Below are 17,648 nucleotides of genomic sequence, written 5' to 3'. Positions count from 1 at the left end.
GTTCAATTGTCAGTTCAGATATTCCACAAAAAATTCCCCTTATTTCAGTTCCGGTTAGGATGGGGCACAATATGGCATATACTGTGACATGGTGCCTTACAGTCATTGAACCAATTGTAAAATCGATTTCTCTAATTTTGTTTGATAGGGGATTCTACAGCAAAGAACTCATGCTGACACTTTCCAATTCAAAGTATCCATATCTGATTTTTGTCCCAAAAAACCCCAAAATTAGAAAAGAACTTGCTCAAATGGAAGAAGCTGAAAAGAAAACAATGCAATACAAATTCAAGCTCAACATAAATAAAACGGTTCTGAAAGGTGAAACCACTCTGGCATTGCTGAAACAAATATTCGATAAACAAAGCGACAAATCATATGATTGGGCATTCGCCACTAATCAGTCTACAATTGATCTTGACCATATTATTGCATCATATAAAAGAAGATGGAGAATTGAGACTGGTTTTAGAATTCAGGATGAGGCACGTATCAAATCCAAATCAACAGATGTAAATGTTCGATTTTTCTACTTCGCTTATGAACAGGTATTGCAACTGCTATGGATTATCCTGTATAAAGAAGAGGAGAGTTTCAAGGTATTCATGATAGACATGTATGAAGAATGCTTGAAAAGGTACAAAAATGTGTAAATAAGCGGCCACCTCCATTGAACCAGTGACGTGGAGGTGTAGGTCAATGGAGCAGCAGGGAGCTATTGATAGTGACCCCGCAACAAAATATGGGAACAATTCTACTTTTGTCATTAATATTAGCTTGTCGTATGCAAAAGCCAGATATTATTCGGAGATACTGTTCAGTATGTCTGTTATTCTACGTGTCCTGAAAACTTCACAGGTGCCTGTCAAAAGATGAATATGAAAAATAAACAGCAGAAAAGCGAAATTCAACCAGGGTCCCAAAAAAGCAATTTCACCCTGAATCAACCAGGCTTCCAAAAAAGCAATTTCACCCTGAATCAACCMGGMTTCCAAAAAAGCAATTTCACCCTGAATCAACCCGGATTCCAAAAAACAATTTCACCCTGAATCAACCCGGATTCCAAAAAAGCAATTTCACCCTGAATCAACCTGAAAAATGCGGATTCAGAAATCCAGTTGATTTATTCAGACTGGATTCTGTCCTTTGAAATCCAAATCTTTGAAATCCAAATTTTACGAACCTTCATGTGCAGCGTCATAGCCGGAATTGATCACGTTTTCCTTTATGCTTGAGTCTTTATCTATAACGACTTCGGGCCAGATCTTAACTCCGGAATGTATTGTTGAATTACTTCCGATCAGTACTTTATGTCCAATAACAGTTCCATTTTCAAGGAAGCAGTGTTCTCCGATGATTGTTTCATCTGCCACTACCCCGCCTGAGATATTGGATTCCTTTCCTATGGACACATTATCAAAAAGATAGGATGAAAGGATCTTTGTATTGTCCTCTATAGTGCAGTTTGAGCCTATAACACTGTAAGGCCCGATAAGGACGTTATCGCCTATAGTTGTGTTTTCCCCTATTACTATTGGCCCTACAAGGGACGAATTCGAACCTATGCATACATTGTTTCCTATGGACAGAGGACCTTTTATTCTTGCGTTCCGTGTTGTGAAATTCCCTTCGATTGTTGTTCCAGGAAGGGCATCGAGCATCCAGCGCTGTGCCTGCCTGTAAGCTGCCGAACTTCCAACGTCAGTCCATTGTCCCCGCACAAGTACACCATTGATTTTTTTGTCGGCTGCAAGCATGAAGGGGAAAAGGTCTTTTGCAAAGTCGAATTTCTTGCCTTCAGGTATCCATTCAAATATCGAAGGGCTGCAAACATAAATGCCGGTGCTTGCAAGGTTGCTGAATATCTGGCCTGCTTTCGGTTTTTCCAGGAAGCGGTGGATCCGGTTGTTAATGTCCATATCCGCAATTCCGAATTCTCTCGGGTCGTCAATCGAAATAAGCCCTATGGTTACCGGAGCATCGTTTTCTTCATGGAAACGGTACATCTCCCGCAGGTCCAGGTTGAGGACGTGATCCCCACCAAGCACGATAAACGGCTCGTCTTTCAAGTACTCTTCAGCATTTTTAATCCCGCCTGCAGTTCCGAGTTTTTCTTTCTCATACACATATTCGATATGTACCCCAAACATGTGCCCATCTCCGAGCTGCTCTTCTATGAGATCTCCCATGTACCCCAGGGTCATGACTATTTCATTGAACCCTTCCCTTGAAAGATGCTCTATCAGATGCAGGACTGACGGCTTATTAAGAATCGGTATGCTGGGTTTAGGATGCTTGAAAGTTAGCGGCCTGAGCCTTGTCCCAGCCCCTCCACACATGATACACGCTTTCATATTTTTCCCAGATGTCCTTATATGAATATATTATTAACGATTTTGTTGTCGTCGTCTCAAAGGTTATTGATGATGGTTATTCAATTAATGACGATCAATCAGATTAATGACGAAATCAGATTAATGACGAAATCAGATTAATGACGAAATCAGATTAATGACAATCAGATTAATGACGAAATCAGATTAATGTTGATCACTCAGAAGAATATCTTCTTTTCTTTCCACCTTGATTTCCCTTTTCCCTTCATACTCCGAAACGGTGCCAGTTACGCTGATGAAATCTCCTTTCTGAATTGAATTATTCAGAGTTTCTGCGCCTGCGGTTTTTGGAATAAAGACGCTCAGGACTTCGGAGTTGCAGTCTACCTGTAAAAGCAGGTGCCCGCCTGTATAGGTTAACCGTTTGCTCAAAACCTGGGCTTCAAGGAACACCTTCTCCCCTTCACCGGACTCACGGCTATACGGCGTGGCTTCTTCTCCGGTCTCCTGTCCAGAAGCTGTAAGTTCCGACCCAAAGCAAAGATAAGCTGTCATAAGAGAAGTCAATGTCATGAACAGCAGCAGTACCATTACTTTTTCTTCTTTTTCCATCCTTTACCCCCCTGATTTTGGGCCTGGAATCAGTTTATGATCGAGACCAGTTTTATTTCAAGGATGAGGGTTTTGCCTGCAAGTTCATGGTTAAAATCCAGGGTAGCAGAAGTTTCCGTGGAGTTGAGCACTTTAACCTCACTCCCAGCAGGTGTTATGATTTTTGTTCCTGGCTCAGGAGGGGTCTGGAGTCCAAGCTTTTCGAGAGGGATCTCCTGGACAAGGTAATTCTTATACATTCCATAGGCTTCTTCAGGCGGAATTATGAGGGTTTTTTCTTCACCCTCTTTCATTCCAAGCACTCCCACATCGATACCTTTTATTGCCTGGAATGTATCCGTTCTGAAAAAAAAAGGTCGGTAACCTTTTTTTTCGTCATAGATCCCTGCTTCGAGGGCTTTTTCCTTCAAAGTGGTATCAAAGACCGTTCCGTCTTCGAATTTTCCAGTATAATCAATAAGCAGGTAATCCCCTTTTTTCACAGTACGAGAATTTTCCATTATCTCTTTCTCCTGTGCATTTTTCTCTGGTACCCACGCCATTTCAAAATCTATCCGGATACCGAAATGATGCACATTTTAAAAAAATACTCTAACTCTCAATTTGCTCTTCAGTAACTTAAATTTATTCTATTGAGATTAGTTTTATATCAAAAATCAGGGTCTTGCCTGCAAGCTCATGATTGGCGTCAAGAGTGATATGCGTGTCGTTTACAGCTATTACTTTGTACTGGTTCCCGTACGTATCTCCCAAGGTTTGTCCCACTTCAGGAATTTGGGATCTGTTTGTTAGATTTAATTCTTCAATCGGGACAGCCAGGACTCTTGCTTCTTCATATTCCCCATAAGCTTTATCTGGAGGGATCGTCAGGGTTTTTTCTTCCCCTACTTTCATTCCGATTACGCCCTCGTCAAAACCAGGGATTATCTGTCCCGAGCCAACGACAAAGTTAAGAGGAGTATACTCCCGTCCTTCAACGTATATACCTGCTTGCTTTGCAATGTCTTCTTTTGAGGTATCAAAAACCGTGCCGTCTTCAAGCTTCCCGGTATAGTCGACCTTGACAGAATCTCCGGACTTTACTGCTCTGCTGTCTCCTCCCTTGCTCCCGCTATCCGTGCATCCGCTGCCAAGAATTGTACTTACCAGGAGCAGTATAGCTATGAAGAAAACTGCTTTTTTCCTGGCCTTCATCACTTTCACTCCTCCACAGAAACGATTGTGACTGAGAAAATCAGGGTCTTGCCTGCAAGCTCATGGTTGAAGTCTACAACAAAGTTATTTTCGTTTACATCCGTGATAGTGCCTGTCAGACCATTGTCCGTAGCCAGCTTCATCCCGACTTCCGGAGTAAAATTAACAGTATTATTCGGGATCTCTCTTGCAAATTCTTCTCTGTACTCTCCATATGCTTCTTCAGGCGGGATTGTAAGGGTTTTTTCTTCCCCCACTTGCATTCCGACAACGCCCTCATCAAATCCTTTTATCATCTGGCCTACGCCGACGGTAAATGTAAGGGGTTCATAATTTCTCATCTGATTGTATTTCCCTGCCTCGATAGCAACTTCCTTTAAGGAAGTATCGAAGATTGTACCATCTTCAAGTTTTCCTATATAATTAACTGAGACTGTATCCCCATTCTTAATTATTCTACTGGTATCTTTTGTTATATCCTCGGCCATATAAATCAATAAAACAAACGAGAACATGCTAGATAAACGTGATGATAAAATAAAAGTCAAAAACCGAGTAAACAGAAATTTCAGAATCCGGAATTACAGGAATTCCTGTAACCTTCATTTTTAAGTTTTAATTTGAGATTTGGTTCCATTATTCTTTTTGATATTCAATATATGAGTAAACAGATGCGAACCCCACAATAAAGAGCGCATGCCCTACTGTTGAGTCAACAACAAAATATCGTATAAAATCGATTGCAATTATTCGAAATTATTGAATCCTTGATGATTGACTCGACACTAGTGCATCGATTCCAAAGTATGTCCAAAATGAATTTTTTGAAAACCACTGAAAGCACGGAAGACACGGAAATCAGTAGTAAAGGCGTGTTTCTTCCGTGTTTTCCGTGTTTTCCGTGGTTGTAATATCCAGATAGAATCACTCTGCGACTGGCTGCGTTTTCCGTGTTATAAAATTCCATGTGACTTGAAAATAATATTTGCGTCATAAACTGTATTTATTTTCTTATTGTGTATATATTTGAGAATCGATGTACTAGAATAAAAATGAATTCAAACCAGAGAAAAGGCTCAAATCACAGCAACTATTCCTGCGACCCTGATTTTCGTGATATTTTGTGGCAAACAAGTCGAAATTTTTTCTAAATTTAACTTTTATGGTCTATTATCGAAGGTTTAAAATATACTTTCTGTATATAACAGTCTAATAAAAATCAGTCTGTTGTGGATAGCTATGGTAACAAGTCAGGAAAGACAGAAGGCAAATCTGGCCAAAATGAAAAGAATAATGGAAGAAATTGAAAGTACGACAGATGATTCCGATCTGATTGCCGAATTGCAAGAATATTTAAGAAAACCGTACTCGTTGTCTCTCAAATGGCATATGATTGTATTTAAAAGTGAAGTTGATAGGAGTTTATGGTACCTGGAGGATATACGAAAAGAAGAGATTGAAATGGAAAAAATGAAGCGAAGGAAGGGAAAAGATCCAAACGAAGAATTAAACCAGGTTAACTGTAAATTTTCCGAGGCAGTTAGTGCATTTAAACTCGATCACCAGATGGTATACGATCAGAAAACGAATAAGTATAAGTTGTCAAAATCCGGGATTTCCAGAACAACGAGAGAAAACATTTTTGCAATTCCAAAATCTATGATTGGGGACGATAAACTTCAGTGGAGTGAGGCAGTTAAACAAAAGTGGGGAGAAGATACTATCGGACAAACAGAATCACTGGAAAGAGATCTTTATAACCAAAAGAGTTTGAGAGTTGCCTGCAATAGCGAGGATAAGACTATCTGTTAATTAATTAGTTTATTAATTTTAATTAACTGACCTTTCAATTACTTCATCGTTTCAATCACCTCATCGTTTCAATCACCTCATCGTTTCAATTACTTCATCGTTTCAATTACTTCATCGTTTCAATTACTTCATTGTTTCAATTACTCCATCGTTTCAATTACTTCATCGTTTCAATTTCCCCATCGTTTACTTGATGAGTTTATCTCAAAGCTAATTTTTTCGGGTCTTCATTGTTTTGCGAATATCCTCATAATGTCCTCATAAAAACCAATGAGGTTTTGAATTGAAATCTTCTTGTTCAGAGGGAATGGCGAAGAGCCATTCTTTCTTAAATCAGCAAAGTTAAATCAGCAAAGTTAAATCAGCAAAATTAAATCAGCAAAATTAAATCAGCAAAGTTTCATGATTATTTTCCAGGATCAGAAAACTCAGTTAATCATTTGGAATCTCAGCTTTTTGGTTGTGTCTCATTTGAGATGCGGGAATTAATCTTTCCTGTAACTAAAGTCTGTAACTAACATCAATAAACTTAATATATCTATTACTTTTATATTATTATTTAGATAATTTTCAATTCATTTTTGTTCTTGTGGCTGTAAAAGAATTTGAATAAGAATCCGTTAGTTCCAAAATAATAAGTTCCGGTAGTCAGAAAGAAAAAGTTGTAAGGCAAATAGAGATCTTCTTAAATTCACAAAATATATTATAGTAAGCTTTCGAGAGGACTTATGCACTATTGAGTTTCTCTTGAGACCTTTATAGAGTGCAGTTAGATATAATAGAAATCATAAAGTAAAAATGAAACCAAATACACTGGTGCAAAAAAAATTTTTGCTCTTTGTTGTTTTGTGTAGCTATCCTCATAATTTTCTCATAAAAACCAATGCGGCCTTGAATTGAATATCATCTTATCCATAGGGAATGGTGAAGAGCCAAATTTTATCCTGGTATTATCAAAACCCGGAGACAATGCCCATGAGAAAAAATTATCCTGGTATTCTTAAAACCCGGAGCCAATACCCATGAGAATAAACACTCGAGGTTCTGGGATTGATACTGTTGGCGAAGTACCCTGGGGAACACACTTCTGCCAGTTCTACCAGACAAAAGAAGATTTGATGGATATACTTGTTCCTTATTTTAAAGCCGGGCTGGAAAATAACGAGTTATGCATATGGATTACCTCACAGCCTCTTGAAGTGGAAGAGGCAAAAACATCCATGATACGGGCTGTTCCTGATTTTAATGTTTATCTGGAGAAAGGACAAATAGAAATCATCCCTTACACCAGTGGATTTTTAAAGAAGGGTATTTTCGATCTGGATAGAGTTGTAAATAGCTGGGTTGAAAAAATTAACCTGGCTCTGGCAAGGGGTTATGATGGACTGAGGGTTGCAGGAGACAATCGCTGGCTGGAAAAAGAAGGCTGGAACGAATTTATTGATTATGAAAATAAAGTAGATGCTATTCTCGACAAACACCATGTGATAGCCCTATGCCCATATTATCTCGATATGTGCAGTACGGTCGAGATTATTGATGTAGTATCCAGCCATCAATTTGCTTTGATCAAAAGGGACGGAAAATGGGAGAGGATAGAAAACTCCGAAAGAAAAAGAGCAGAAAAAGAAGCTATTCAGGCTGCAAAAAATTGGGAATATACCTTTGATGCTGTGCCAGACCTGGTAGCCATAATTGACGATAAACATAGAGTTGTTCGTGTGAACAAAGCTATTGCGGCAAGATCAGGGATGACACCTGAAGAGTGCATAGGGTTAACCTGCTATCGTGTTATCCATGGGACAGACAAACCTCCTTCTTTTTGCCCACAAAGGCAGCTGCTTAAGGATTGGGACGAGCACACCGCAGAGATTTGTGAAGGTTGTCTTGGTGGTAATTTCTTAGTAAATATCTCGCCACTATACGATTCTGAAGAAAAACTCATTGGGAGTGTTTACGTCGCTCGTGATATCGCAAGGCGCAAGCAAGAAGAGCATCGTATTCGTAGATACAACCGTATTCTTGAAGGAATCAATCAGATCTTCAGGAACGTGGTACAGGCAAATACAGAAGAAGAACTGGGTGAAGCATGTCTATCTGTAGCCCTGGAAGTAACCAGCAGCCAGTTTGGTTTCATCAATGAAATGGGCGCTGACGGGTTCTTGCACGATATTGCAAAAAGCGAGCTTGCATGGGAACAGTGCCTTATGTACGATAAGAAAGGACATCGTAGTCCCCCTGCCGATTTTGCTGTTCATGGCCTTTATGGCAGTGTCATTAACAACAAGAAAGGTTTCTTTACCAATGATCCATTATCACACCCCGACAGTATTGGTTTGCCGCATGGACATCCGCCGATTACATCGTTTCTTGGCGTTCCCCTTGTCCAGGATGGAAAAACGATAGGTTTGATTGCGGTTGCAAACCGTGAAAACGGCTATAGCTACGAGCAGCAGGAAGATCTTGAAGCTATCGCGCCTGCTGTGACGCAGGCTCTGCAGAGAAAAAGGTCGGAAAAAGCTCTGAAATTATCAAATCTTTATAATCGTAGTCTGATTGAAGCCAGCCTGGACCCCTTAGTAACCATTGGACGTGATGGTAAGATTACGGATGTTAGTGGCGCTACTGAACTGGTTACTGGATATTCAAGAAATGAGTTGATTGGGACTGATTTTTCAGATTATTTCACTGAGCCCGGGGAAGCTAGAAAAGGATATCAGCAGGTGTTCATGCACGGTGAAGTCAGGGACTACCCTCTGGAGATTCGGCATAAGGATGGACATATAACTCCTGTTTTGTACAATGCTTCCGTTTATGGAGATGAGAATGGGAAGGTTATTGGGGTCTTTGCAGCTGCACGTGATATTACTGAACTTAAGAAAGTAGAAGAAGCTCTAATAAGAGTGCATGAGAACCTAGAAGAAAAAGTTAAAGAACGTACATCAGAGCTTGAGAAAGCTTACAATTCATTGAAGGAAAGTGAAAAACGCCTTTCTGAAGCTCAAAAGATAGCTCAGATTGGAAATTGGGATTGGGATCTCGTAACTGGTGAAACATACTGGTCCGATGAAATGTATCGGATTTTTGAACGTAATCCTCATGAATCAGGCGCAACTTACAAAGAACTTTTAAATTATATACACCCCGACGATAGAGATTATGTTGATAATGCTATCAAGAAAGCTTTAAATGAGAAGCCTCTTGGTATTGATTACAGGATTGTCCTGGCTAATGGAGAAGAACGTACAGTCCATTCTCAACCTGAAATTATTTTTGATGAAAAGAATAAACCTATTCGAGTAAAAGGAGTAGTTCAGGATATTACTGAACATAAAAGAGCAGAAGAGAAACTTCAAATACTGGCGAACGCTGTGGAATCTTCGAATGATGCTATTATAACTCTGTCTCTTGAGGGTATCATTACCAGCTGGAATAAGGCGGCAGAACAGGTTTATGGTTATTCGGCCGAGGAAATTTTGGGAAAAAATGTATCCATACTTGAACCAGAAAGGTTCAAAGAGGAAATTAAGCAGTTTTCCGAAAAGATCAAACAGGGAAAAAAGATTCAGCACTACGAAACCTCACGGTTAAGAAAGGACGGTACTATTATAAATATTTCAGCAGCTCTCTCTCCTGTGTTTGACATCGCTGGAAAACTCGTGGCCATTTCAGCTATTGTAAGAGATGTTACTGAGCGTATCAAGGCGGAAGAAGCACTGCGTGAGAGTGAAGCGCGCTTGCGCCAGTATTACGAGTCGGATATGATTGGTGCATTTTATTTTAACCTGGACGGTTCGGTCACCGATGCCAATGACAAGTTACTGGATATAGTTGGTTACACGCGCGAGGACTTGAAGGCTGGAAGGGTTAAATGGAACAAGATGACTCCACCGGAGTACAGTCGATTGGATGAACATGCCATAATGGAACTCAAATTAACAGGCTCAAATACGCCTTACGAGAAGGAATTCATCCGTAAAGATGGCTCGCGAGTACCTGCCATTGTTGGAGCAACGACCTTCGATCAGGTACGTAATGAAGGCGTAGCTTTTGTTCTTGATATTACTGAAAGGAAAAAGGCAGAAGAAGCTCTGGCAAATATCGAGACTGCCCGTAAGAAAGAAATCCACCACAGGATAAAAAATAACCTGCAGGTTATCTCTTCTCTCCTTGATCTTCAGGCTGATAAGTTCAATGACCCGAAAGTTACTGAGGCTTTCAGGGAAAGCCAGAACCGGGTTATATCTATGGCCCTTATTCACGAAGAGCTTTATAAAGGAGAAGAAACTGAGACACTGGACTTTTCGGCATACATAAGAGAGCTGGCTGAAAACCTTTTCCAGACTTACACCCTTAGTAACAAAAACACTAGCCTGAAAATGGATCTGGAAGAAAATGCATTCTTTGATATGGATGTTGCTGTCCCGCTAGGAATTATTGTTAATGAACTGGTTTCCAATTCTCTAAAACATGCATTTCCGGGCAGAGACAATGGAGAGATCCAAATCGAACTCCATAGAGAAGAAAATGGGGAAAACAGAAAGGAATGCAATAGGTATACCAGTTTTGTTCTGACCGTCTCAGATAACGGCGTTGGTATTCCTGAAGACCTTAATATTGAAGATCTTGATAGTCTTGGGTTTCAGTTGATAACCACCCTTGTAGATCAGTTAGATGGGGAACTTGAGCTGAAAAGAAATGATGGAGCCCAATTTGCTATAAGGTTCACGGTCAAAGAAGAAAATAATAATCAGACACAAGCTAATAATCAGACACAAGCTACGTTAAAACAATTAATGGACTAATGCCTCCATTTGTATTTGTTATAACGGATCTCTAAGGGCCTTGTTCAGTCTCCTGGCTGACTCAGTACCAAACCCCAGTGATAAATGTAAAATTCAAAATTACTAGATTTTTGAATAGAGTCTACATTGTCTACATTATCTACATTATATTCAATTAAATAGTTAAAGAGGAGTTCTTTACCTCCTCGAGTTTTAACGGCTTACTCAGCTTGTTGTGTGCGCATTCCCAATAATCTTTGCTTACTCAGCTTGTTGTGTGCGCATTCCTAATAATCTTTGCTTACTCAGCTTGTTTTTAAAGCATTGATTACGATGTTTGCCAGATCAATAAACGTCTGTCCTCCATTGACGAAAGTTTTCCATTCTTGATGTTAAACTTCTATCTGATTAAAGAGGAACTATAAACAGCCCGATGGCAACAGGATAGTTTCCTACAGGTACAGTAGCTGTAACTGTGTTTGTTGCAGTGTCAATTACAGAGACGGTTCCATTGTAGTCGGAGTTTGACACATATGCCTTTGTTCCGTCAGAGGTTACTGCAACACCATGAGGCATATTACCTACATTTACTGTGGCTGCAACGGAATTGGTTGCTGCGTCAATTACGGAAACATTGTTACTGCCAGCGTTCACCACATATACCTTTGTTCCATCCGGAGAGACTGCAACTCCAACAGGATATTCTCCAACACTTACCGTTGATGTGACATTTTTAGTTTCAGTGTCAATTACAGAAACACTGTTGCTGCCAGTGTTAGTAATATACACTATTTTTCCATCCGGGGAGGCTGCAACTCCAACAGGAATGTAGCCTACAGTCACGGTGTCTGTAACATTGTTAGTTACAGTGTCAATTACAGAAACATTGTTGTTGAATGCGTTTGTAACATACGTCTCTGTTCCATCCGGACTGACTGCAACTCCTAGAGGCCATTTACCGACATCCACCGTTGATGTAACTGTGTTATTTGAAGTGTCAATTACAGAAACGCTGTTGTTGCCCCCGTTCGCCACATATGCCTTTGTTCCATCCGGATTGACTGCAACTCCTAGAGGCCATTTACCGACATCCACCGTTGATGTAACATTGTTGGTTGCATTATCAATTACAGCAACATTGTTGCTGAATGAGTTCGTCACATATACCTTTGTTCCATCTGGAGAGACTGCAACTCCAACAGGATAGTTTCCTACAGTCACATTGGCTGTAACTGTGTTTGTGGCTGTATCAATTACAGAGATATTGTTGCTTCCGGAGTTCGTAATATATGCATAGGGTTCTGCGCCTGCTATACTCACCATCATTGAAATAGCCAGCATTGCTATTCCTAAAACTTTTATGAAGGCATTTCCACTGTGTGTTTTAGCATATGTTCTTTCTTTCATTTTAATCCCCCAAAATACTATTGGCGATGAGAAAAGAGCTTACAGCAGCTGTCTTATCATTTTATACAACTACTTGCAAATTCCCCCGTTTGAACAAAAAGAGTATATTAATACAAGAATATAATAGATTACATACATTAAAAAGTGGGGGGGCTTCGTATCAGCAAAGCGCTGAGATAAATCTGTTTTCTTCAAGGTTAGCAGGAGATGTAATAGTAAAAGGTTGCAATAGTAAAAGGTTGCTATCAGGTCATCTGCAACCAAGTGGTTGTTAAGATATTCTGAAAAATAATAATTCTGAAAAATAAGACTCAAATAGGTAACTGCAGGTAACCAATTCGTGGATGAGCCCGTTAAATATAAATACTGATTAAATAAAATTGAATTCTATCGTTACTTTTTTATATTGTTACCTATATAATATTAATTGGTTCATGAGGGAGCAATCTGTAAATTGGAGTAAATTCAGGACAGCTTGAAATCTGATCCCGTAATATACTTCATTGCGCGTAATCTGTAAAATGAAGCAAATTCAGGACAGCTTCAAAACTGATCCCGCAATATACTTCATTAACGCGTATCCGTAAAATGAAGCAAATTCAGGACAGCTTCAAAACTGATCCCGTAATATACTTCATTGGTGCAGGTCAAGCCTTGTGAACCACGTTACACCGCTTTTTTTGCTTTCTTCTTTTTTTCCGTTTTTGCCGGAATGTAATCGCTAAAACGAATGTGATCGCTAAAACGAATGTGATCGCTAAAACGAATGTGATTGCTAAAACGAATGTGATTGCTAAAACGAATGTAATCGCTAAAACCTTTGAGGCATATAATCAGATCAAAACTGCTGTTTCCAAGGACAAATATCGAGCCATTCAGAGATGGCTCAAGACACGAAAAAGGCGGTATTGATCAGGATTATTTGGACTGCCTGTTTTTTTAATTCTATCTTGCAGCCTTACGAACGGCAGCCAGGCCTTTCCAATCTTCCATGTCGAGTTCCGGCTTTTCGGCACGATATTTTGCATACAATTCTATTCCCACTGGGTCTTCAAGGATATCGACTTTGACACCCTTCTCGCGAAGCATCTGTTCATTACCCGAGGCGTTAGTAACATCGCCAACGACCACGCGGCTGAATTGGCGCATATATATTAACGTGGCACAAATGTCACATGGGCTAAGAGTTGTGAAAATCGTAGTATTACTGAAGTCCTGTCGTCCTGCATCGCGTATGGCTGACGTTTCACCGTGGTTGTAAGGATCGTTATCCTGCACAAGCGTATTATGTCCTTTTCCAATAATCCGGCGCGTATTGTTATCAATGATAACGCCGCCGATGGGGCACCCACCTTCGTCATAGCTTTTTTGCGCAAGTAAAACTGCTATACGCATAATATTTCGGTCGCTCAGTTTAACAAAAAATTTATCTTCAACTATCGCAGGAAGACTTTTCGTGGGCAAATGAGCAATGACATTAAGCACTTCTTCCGTAACAGGCGTGTCTTGTGTAATGAAGTGTTTCATAAACTCCCCTTTCAAATAACTTAGTATAACAGAATTTCAGATATATTGGAAGCAATATAACATCTTCTTTGACAAAACCTTTGTTTTCAGCGCCAGGTCAAGATTCATAAAATATGTTCTTAGGCTCGTATATAACTAACAGTACATATTATTTTGAAGCTTAAAAGTTAACATTGCTCATTACCAAGTTGAGGAACGATTTGAATTTTAAGACAAACTCTAAGGTCTTTAAAATCAGCCTTTATTTAATTTGACAATGTTTCAAAATGTGTGTTTTTACATAAGCTGTGACTTTTAGTAACCATTTTTTTATATATTTCTAGGAGTTTATAGTGTTTTCAAAGTAAAAGTAATATAAAGCGTAATCTAACTTGACATTGTCAAATTAAAATCATACTTTATACAACAGGATGTAGTGTAAAAAAGAGCATTAATCAGAAATACTAAAAGTTATTAAGTGGACCGGTCGGGAATTGAACCCGAGGCCTCTACCATGCCAAGGTAGCGATCTTCCCCTGATCTACCGGCCCTTATCAGGCTTATGCTTTATCAGCATCCCTCATACACTCAATATCTTATATAAAGCTGTCGCCACATAGGCTCGACGTCTTACATATAAATTTTTGAAACTTAGAAATTTAAGAGCTTCAAGCAAAAGTTATAAGTAGTAAATTGAGTATTAGAAGTGTTGTCGGATTGGGAAGCTTTCCCTAAAAGCCTTTCTACTTCGGTAATTTTAAAAAACCTGACATTTGGGCCCGTAGCTTAGCCTGGTGGAGCGCACGGCTGATAACCGTGAGGTCCTGCGTTCGAATCGCAGCGGGCCCACCACACTATGATAATCCTTTCTCAGGAGTTTACAGGTTTTATAACCCCATTTATCCTTCATTTGGGCCCGTAGCTTAGCTTGGTGGAGCGCACGGCTGATAACCGTGAGGTCCTGCGTTCGAATCGCAGCGGGCCCACTATATGTTTTATTGATGCTATTTTGTTTTTTATTAATGTCATTCTGTTTTGAACTTTTTCTGAGATTTTTTGAATCTTTTTCGTGTATTTTTGAGTTTTTTTCGCTTTAAAAAATAGGTCTCTTTAAAAACTGGTCTCTTTGTTGTTTTGGGCGGATATCCTCATAATATCCTCATAATATCCTCATAATATCCTCATAAAATCCAGCACGGTCTTGAATTCAAAATAGTATTATCCATAGAGAATAACGAAGAGCCAAAATAAGAGAATAAATTTCGGAAATTAGGGATTTTTTAATATCTTCTGGGATCACCAAAATTTGGCATTAATTCCGATGATGTTGACCTACATAATTCAAAAAATTAAAATAATCAAAAGTCTCGGAAATTAAATACCTCTGTAACAAAAGAATTAATCTTCAGGGAAAAATCAGAGTGGGGATAAATCCCCATGAACAATTTCAAGCAATGTGTTTCAGACGTTCAATATTTCTAAGCACGATTGTACTCTCAGCTACAATATCTTCTTCGATCTTGCTGACAATATAATTCATTGGGACTGTTAGCCTGTATAACTTTACCGGTCTGCCTTTACCCTTTGATTTCTTTTCTTCCCGGATATCAATCCAGTTATTTTCGCGGAGATACCGCATTGCAACACTGACTTCAGGTTGTCTCAAGCCTGATACCATTTCAATGCTCTGAGACGAGATCTCTCTTCCTTTTGCAAGGCATGCAAGTGTCAGAGCGATTGGCCTGCTAACGTTAATTCTTCTAAATAGTTCTATCATTTCATGTTCGTTTGGTCCCATAGCTACCGGGACCTCTTCTTTTGTGTCCGAAATATCCATAACTGGACCACTTTCATCTACCATTAAATCACCCAAAGAACCATTATATAGTTGATTAATATAAATATTTACTTATGTTTCTCTTTTTAATATATACTAATAACTAATAATTCTTTAAGTGTTTTTAATGTTCATTTATTCTAAATATGCCCAGATGATACTGTTTTTCCTTTTCGGCGCAGGTTATGAACTCTTCTCTTCGTATTCTTTGACTTTAAAATCTTATGACAGCTCCCGGTAATGAATTGACGGGCATCTACGGAATTTCAACCGATGCCATAATGCCCCAGGGCAGTTGTTATTTCGGTTTTCGCCATCAACGTTCAAACTTTTACCTACAGAATTACTCTGTAGAACCTTCTATTTTAAGTCCAGTAGCAAAGTTAAGCGGTTCTTGTAGCATTACCAGCTTCCAAGACAAAACTTCACAATATATATAAAACACAAAAATATCACTATTTTATTAGAGTTGAAAACGTGATGCTGAGACAGATTACGCATACATCCCACGTTTGAAAACGCAGGGATTCTGCTTCGATGTTCTAAAAACTTAAAAATTTCCTGAAAATGTCGAAGTTTAATATTCTTCCGTCTCAACCAGGGTTCTTTTTCAAACTATGACAGAATCTTAATTTCTGACCTTTTTTATGACTCAAACTTTGTCTTAACTTTAACTTTTTTAAAATTCAAATTTTACGTCAAACTCTACTTTTTTTAAACTCGAGTTTTTTAAATTTATATAAGTGTAAAAAGAATTTGCAGGATATTTTTATACTAAAAATTGCTAAAGCTCACGATACGCCCTCCTGACCTATATTCAGATGTTTACTCCTTGCATCCTTTATATGTTCTGTTTTGTAGAACTTGTACAGTTAAACTAAGAAAATCGAGAACCTGGATCTATAACTTTATAAATTACAAGTCTAACTGGAGAGTCTATTTTGTTTAATTTTGTGTTTCAAGCGCAAAATCCAGATCTGATATCCTAATAATTGCTGCTCTTTTGTCGTCTTCAAAATTCAGATTCAAATGGAAAAAGAGGTATCAAAAGAACCAGCTATCAAAAGAATCAGATCTCAAAAGAACCAAATATCAAAAGAACCAGCTATCAAAAGAATCAGATCTCAAAAGGCCCAGATCTCAAAAGGCCCAGATCTCAAAAGGCCCAGATCTCAAAAGGCCCAGATCTCAAAAAAACCAGTATCAAAAGAACCGAAAAAATGCACATGAAATTCTCTAATCACAGGCACAAAGAAATGAAAGTACCTGGAAGAATTTTCATGCCAAAGATATTGCAAAAATGGAATAAAGAAGTCACAAGAATCAAAAGTGAGATCATAAAAATTGAAAAAAATGACCTAATTTCAAGGAAAAGCTAAACTTTCCTCAACTATCCTGCCTTATAATAGACGTTTAACAAATAAGAAGTCGAATCCGGGTTATAAAACCCAGACTTTATAACTAAGAATTAAGTTTTCTGAGAATTTATGAAAAAAAGTTTGTGATATTTCTGCTCTAAAATTAGTTTAGGAAAGGTTCTTGAGGCGTTCTATGTTCTGGAGCACGGCCTTACTTTCAGTCATTACGTCTTCTTCTATTGAATTGATAATCGTTTCCATCTGGACCGTCAGTTTATACAATTTAACCGGTCTGCCTTTTCCCTGATTCTTCTTTTCTTCCCGCATGTCTACCCAGTCATTTTCACGGAGATAGCGCATTGCAATGCTAACTTCCGGTTGTCTCAAGCCTGATACCATTTCGATGCGCTGGGAAGAAATTTCCTCTCCTTTAGAGAGGCATGCAAGGGTGAGAGCAATTGGCCTGTTAATATTAAGCTTTCTCAAAAGCTCCACCATCTCGTATTCAACCTCTCCCATCCTAAAGTCATTATCCTCTGATGTAAACTCATTATCTGCCACAACTATCATCTACCGATTATACCGAAAGAACAGAGTGTGATTGCTTCCGATATTAGTTTCCCGTCCAGTATTTCAGATCAATAGAAACATATTATTTTAGATTTGTTATATTCTCGGCATTTATATTTCCTTTATTAAATATATTTCTATTTATATGAGTTTCTGATCCGTGGGAGTATCTAACAAAATCTGTTTTTCTCTGTTGATTTAAATAATAATACTTTCTCCATATATATAATTA

The 17,648-nt window shown here is 38.8% G+C and carries 14 protein-coding genes and 3 tRNA genes; 7 read left to right on the top strand and 10 right to left on the bottom strand.

Annotated elements, in window-relative coordinates; all coding sequences use genetic code 11:
• The coding region (locus FXW07_RS16540) for a transposase (protein ID WP_229396480.1) at positions 1-653 on the top strand (653 nt) is incomplete at its 5' end.
• A 46-nt stretch (positions 654-699) separates the two neighbouring features.
• On the top strand, positions 700-876 hold the full coding sequence (locus FXW07_RS16535; RefSeq protein WP_229396478.1) for a hypothetical protein: 177 nt from the start codon (positions 700-702) through the stop codon (positions 874-876).
• Between the two features lie 299 nt (positions 877-1,175).
• Here the strand turns inward: FXW07_RS16535 and FXW07_RS16530 are convergent, their stop codons facing one another.
• The 5 genes from FXW07_RS16530 to FXW07_RS16510 all read right to left on the bottom strand — a co-directional run bounded on the left by FXW07_RS16530 (position 1,176) and on the right by FXW07_RS16510 (position 4,630).
• Positions 1,176-2,354, bottom strand: a complete 1,179-nt coding sequence (locus FXW07_RS16530; RefSeq protein WP_229396476.1) for an NDP-sugar synthase — start codon at positions 2,352-2,354, stop codon at positions 1,176-1,178.
• 186 nt (positions 2,355-2,540) lie between these two features.
• On the bottom strand, positions 2,541-2,948 hold the full coding sequence (locus FXW07_RS16525) for an OB-fold nucleic acid binding domain-containing protein (RefSeq protein WP_229396474.1): 408 nt from the start codon (positions 2,946-2,948) through the stop codon (positions 2,541-2,543).
• A gap of 29 nt (positions 2,949-2,977) precedes the next feature.
• The gene (locus FXW07_RS16520; protein ID WP_229396472.1) at positions 2,978-3,490 is read right to left on the bottom strand and encodes a peptidylprolyl isomerase; all 513 of its coding nucleotides are present in this window, start codon (positions 3,488-3,490) and stop codon (positions 2,978-2,980) included.
• A gap of 82 nt (positions 3,491-3,572) precedes the next feature.
• Complete coding sequence (locus FXW07_RS16515) at positions 3,573-4,142, bottom strand: peptidylprolyl isomerase (protein WP_229396470.1); 570 nt, start codon at positions 4,140-4,142, stop codon at positions 3,573-3,575.
• A gap of 5 nt (positions 4,143-4,147) precedes the next feature.
• Positions 4,148-4,630 carry a peptidylprolyl isomerase gene (locus tag FXW07_RS16510; protein ID WP_229396468.1) on the bottom strand — a complete coding sequence of 161 codons (483 nt, stop codon included), beginning with the start codon at positions 4,628-4,630 and terminating at the stop codon, positions 4,148-4,150.
• An 805-nt stretch (positions 4,631-5,435) separates the two neighbouring features.
• Here FXW07_RS16510 and FXW07_RS16505 point away from each other — a divergent pair.
• Both FXW07_RS16505 and FXW07_RS16500 read left to right on the top strand, forming a co-directional pair.
• Positions 5,436-5,954: a hypothetical protein gene (locus FXW07_RS16505; RefSeq protein WP_229396466.1), complete on the top strand. Its 519-nt coding sequence runs from the start codon at positions 5,436-5,438 to the stop codon at positions 5,952-5,954.
• Between the two features lie 1,022 nt (positions 5,955-6,976).
• Positions 6,977-10,759, top strand: a complete 3,783-nt coding sequence (locus FXW07_RS16500) for a PAS domain S-box protein (RefSeq protein ID WP_229396464.1) — start codon at positions 6,977-6,979, stop codon at positions 10,757-10,759.
• A gap of 387 nt (positions 10,760-11,146) precedes the next feature.
• Here the strand turns inward: FXW07_RS16500 and FXW07_RS16495 are convergent, their stop codons facing one another.
• From FXW07_RS16495 to FXW07_RS16485, 3 genes are all read right to left on the bottom strand, one after another.
• Positions 11,147-12,145, bottom strand: a complete 999-nt coding sequence (locus FXW07_RS16495) for a beta-propeller fold lactonase family protein (RefSeq protein ID WP_229396462.1) — start codon at positions 12,143-12,145, stop codon at positions 11,147-11,149.
• 945 nt (positions 12,146-13,090) lie between these two features.
• Positions 13,091-13,609 carry a nucleoside deaminase gene (locus FXW07_RS16490; protein WP_229396460.1) on the bottom strand — a complete coding sequence of 173 codons (519 nt, stop codon included), beginning with the start codon at positions 13,607-13,609 and terminating at the stop codon, positions 13,091-13,093.
• A gap of 521 nt (positions 13,610-14,130) precedes the next feature.
• Positions 14,131-14,202, bottom strand: a tRNA-Ala gene (locus FXW07_RS16485).
• 224 nt (positions 14,203-14,426) lie between these two features.
• On the opposite strand from FXW07_RS16485, the gene FXW07_RS16480 reads away from it, so the two are divergent.
• Positions 14,427-14,503: transfer RNA gene (locus FXW07_RS16480), tRNA-Ile, on the top strand.
• A gap of 60 nt (positions 14,504-14,563) precedes the next feature.
• Positions 14,564-14,637 (top strand) — tRNA-Ile (locus FXW07_RS16475).
• 461 nt (positions 14,638-15,098) lie between these two features.
• Here the strand turns inward: FXW07_RS16475 and FXW07_RS16470 are convergent.
• Complete coding sequence (locus FXW07_RS16470; protein ID WP_229396458.1) at positions 15,099-15,512, bottom strand: transcriptional regulator; 414 nt, start codon at positions 15,510-15,512, stop codon at positions 15,099-15,101.
• Between the two features lie 1,005 nt (positions 15,513-16,517).
• On the opposite strand from FXW07_RS16470, the gene FXW07_RS16465 reads away from it, so the two are divergent.
• A complete protein-coding gene (locus FXW07_RS16465) occupies positions 16,518-16,718 on the top strand; it encodes a hypothetical protein (RefSeq protein WP_229396456.1) in 201 nt (66 codons plus the stop codon).
• Between the two features lie 296 nt (positions 16,719-17,014).
• On the opposite strand, the gene FXW07_RS16460 is transcribed toward FXW07_RS16465, so the two are convergent.
• Entirely contained in the window at positions 17,015-17,416 is a 402-nt protein-coding gene (locus tag FXW07_RS16460) for a transcriptional regulator (RefSeq protein WP_048122205.1), read from the bottom strand.
• Positions 17,417-17,648 lie beyond the last annotated feature (232 nt).

This window comes from Methanosarcina sp. DH1, assembly GCF_020804205.1.
GTDB lineage: Archaea > Halobacteriota > Methanosarcinia > Methanosarcinales > Methanosarcinaceae > Methanosarcina > Methanosarcina vacuolata.
The sequence above is the reverse complement of the archived record's forward strand: the minus strand, read 5'-3'. Positions and strand labels throughout refer to the sequence as shown.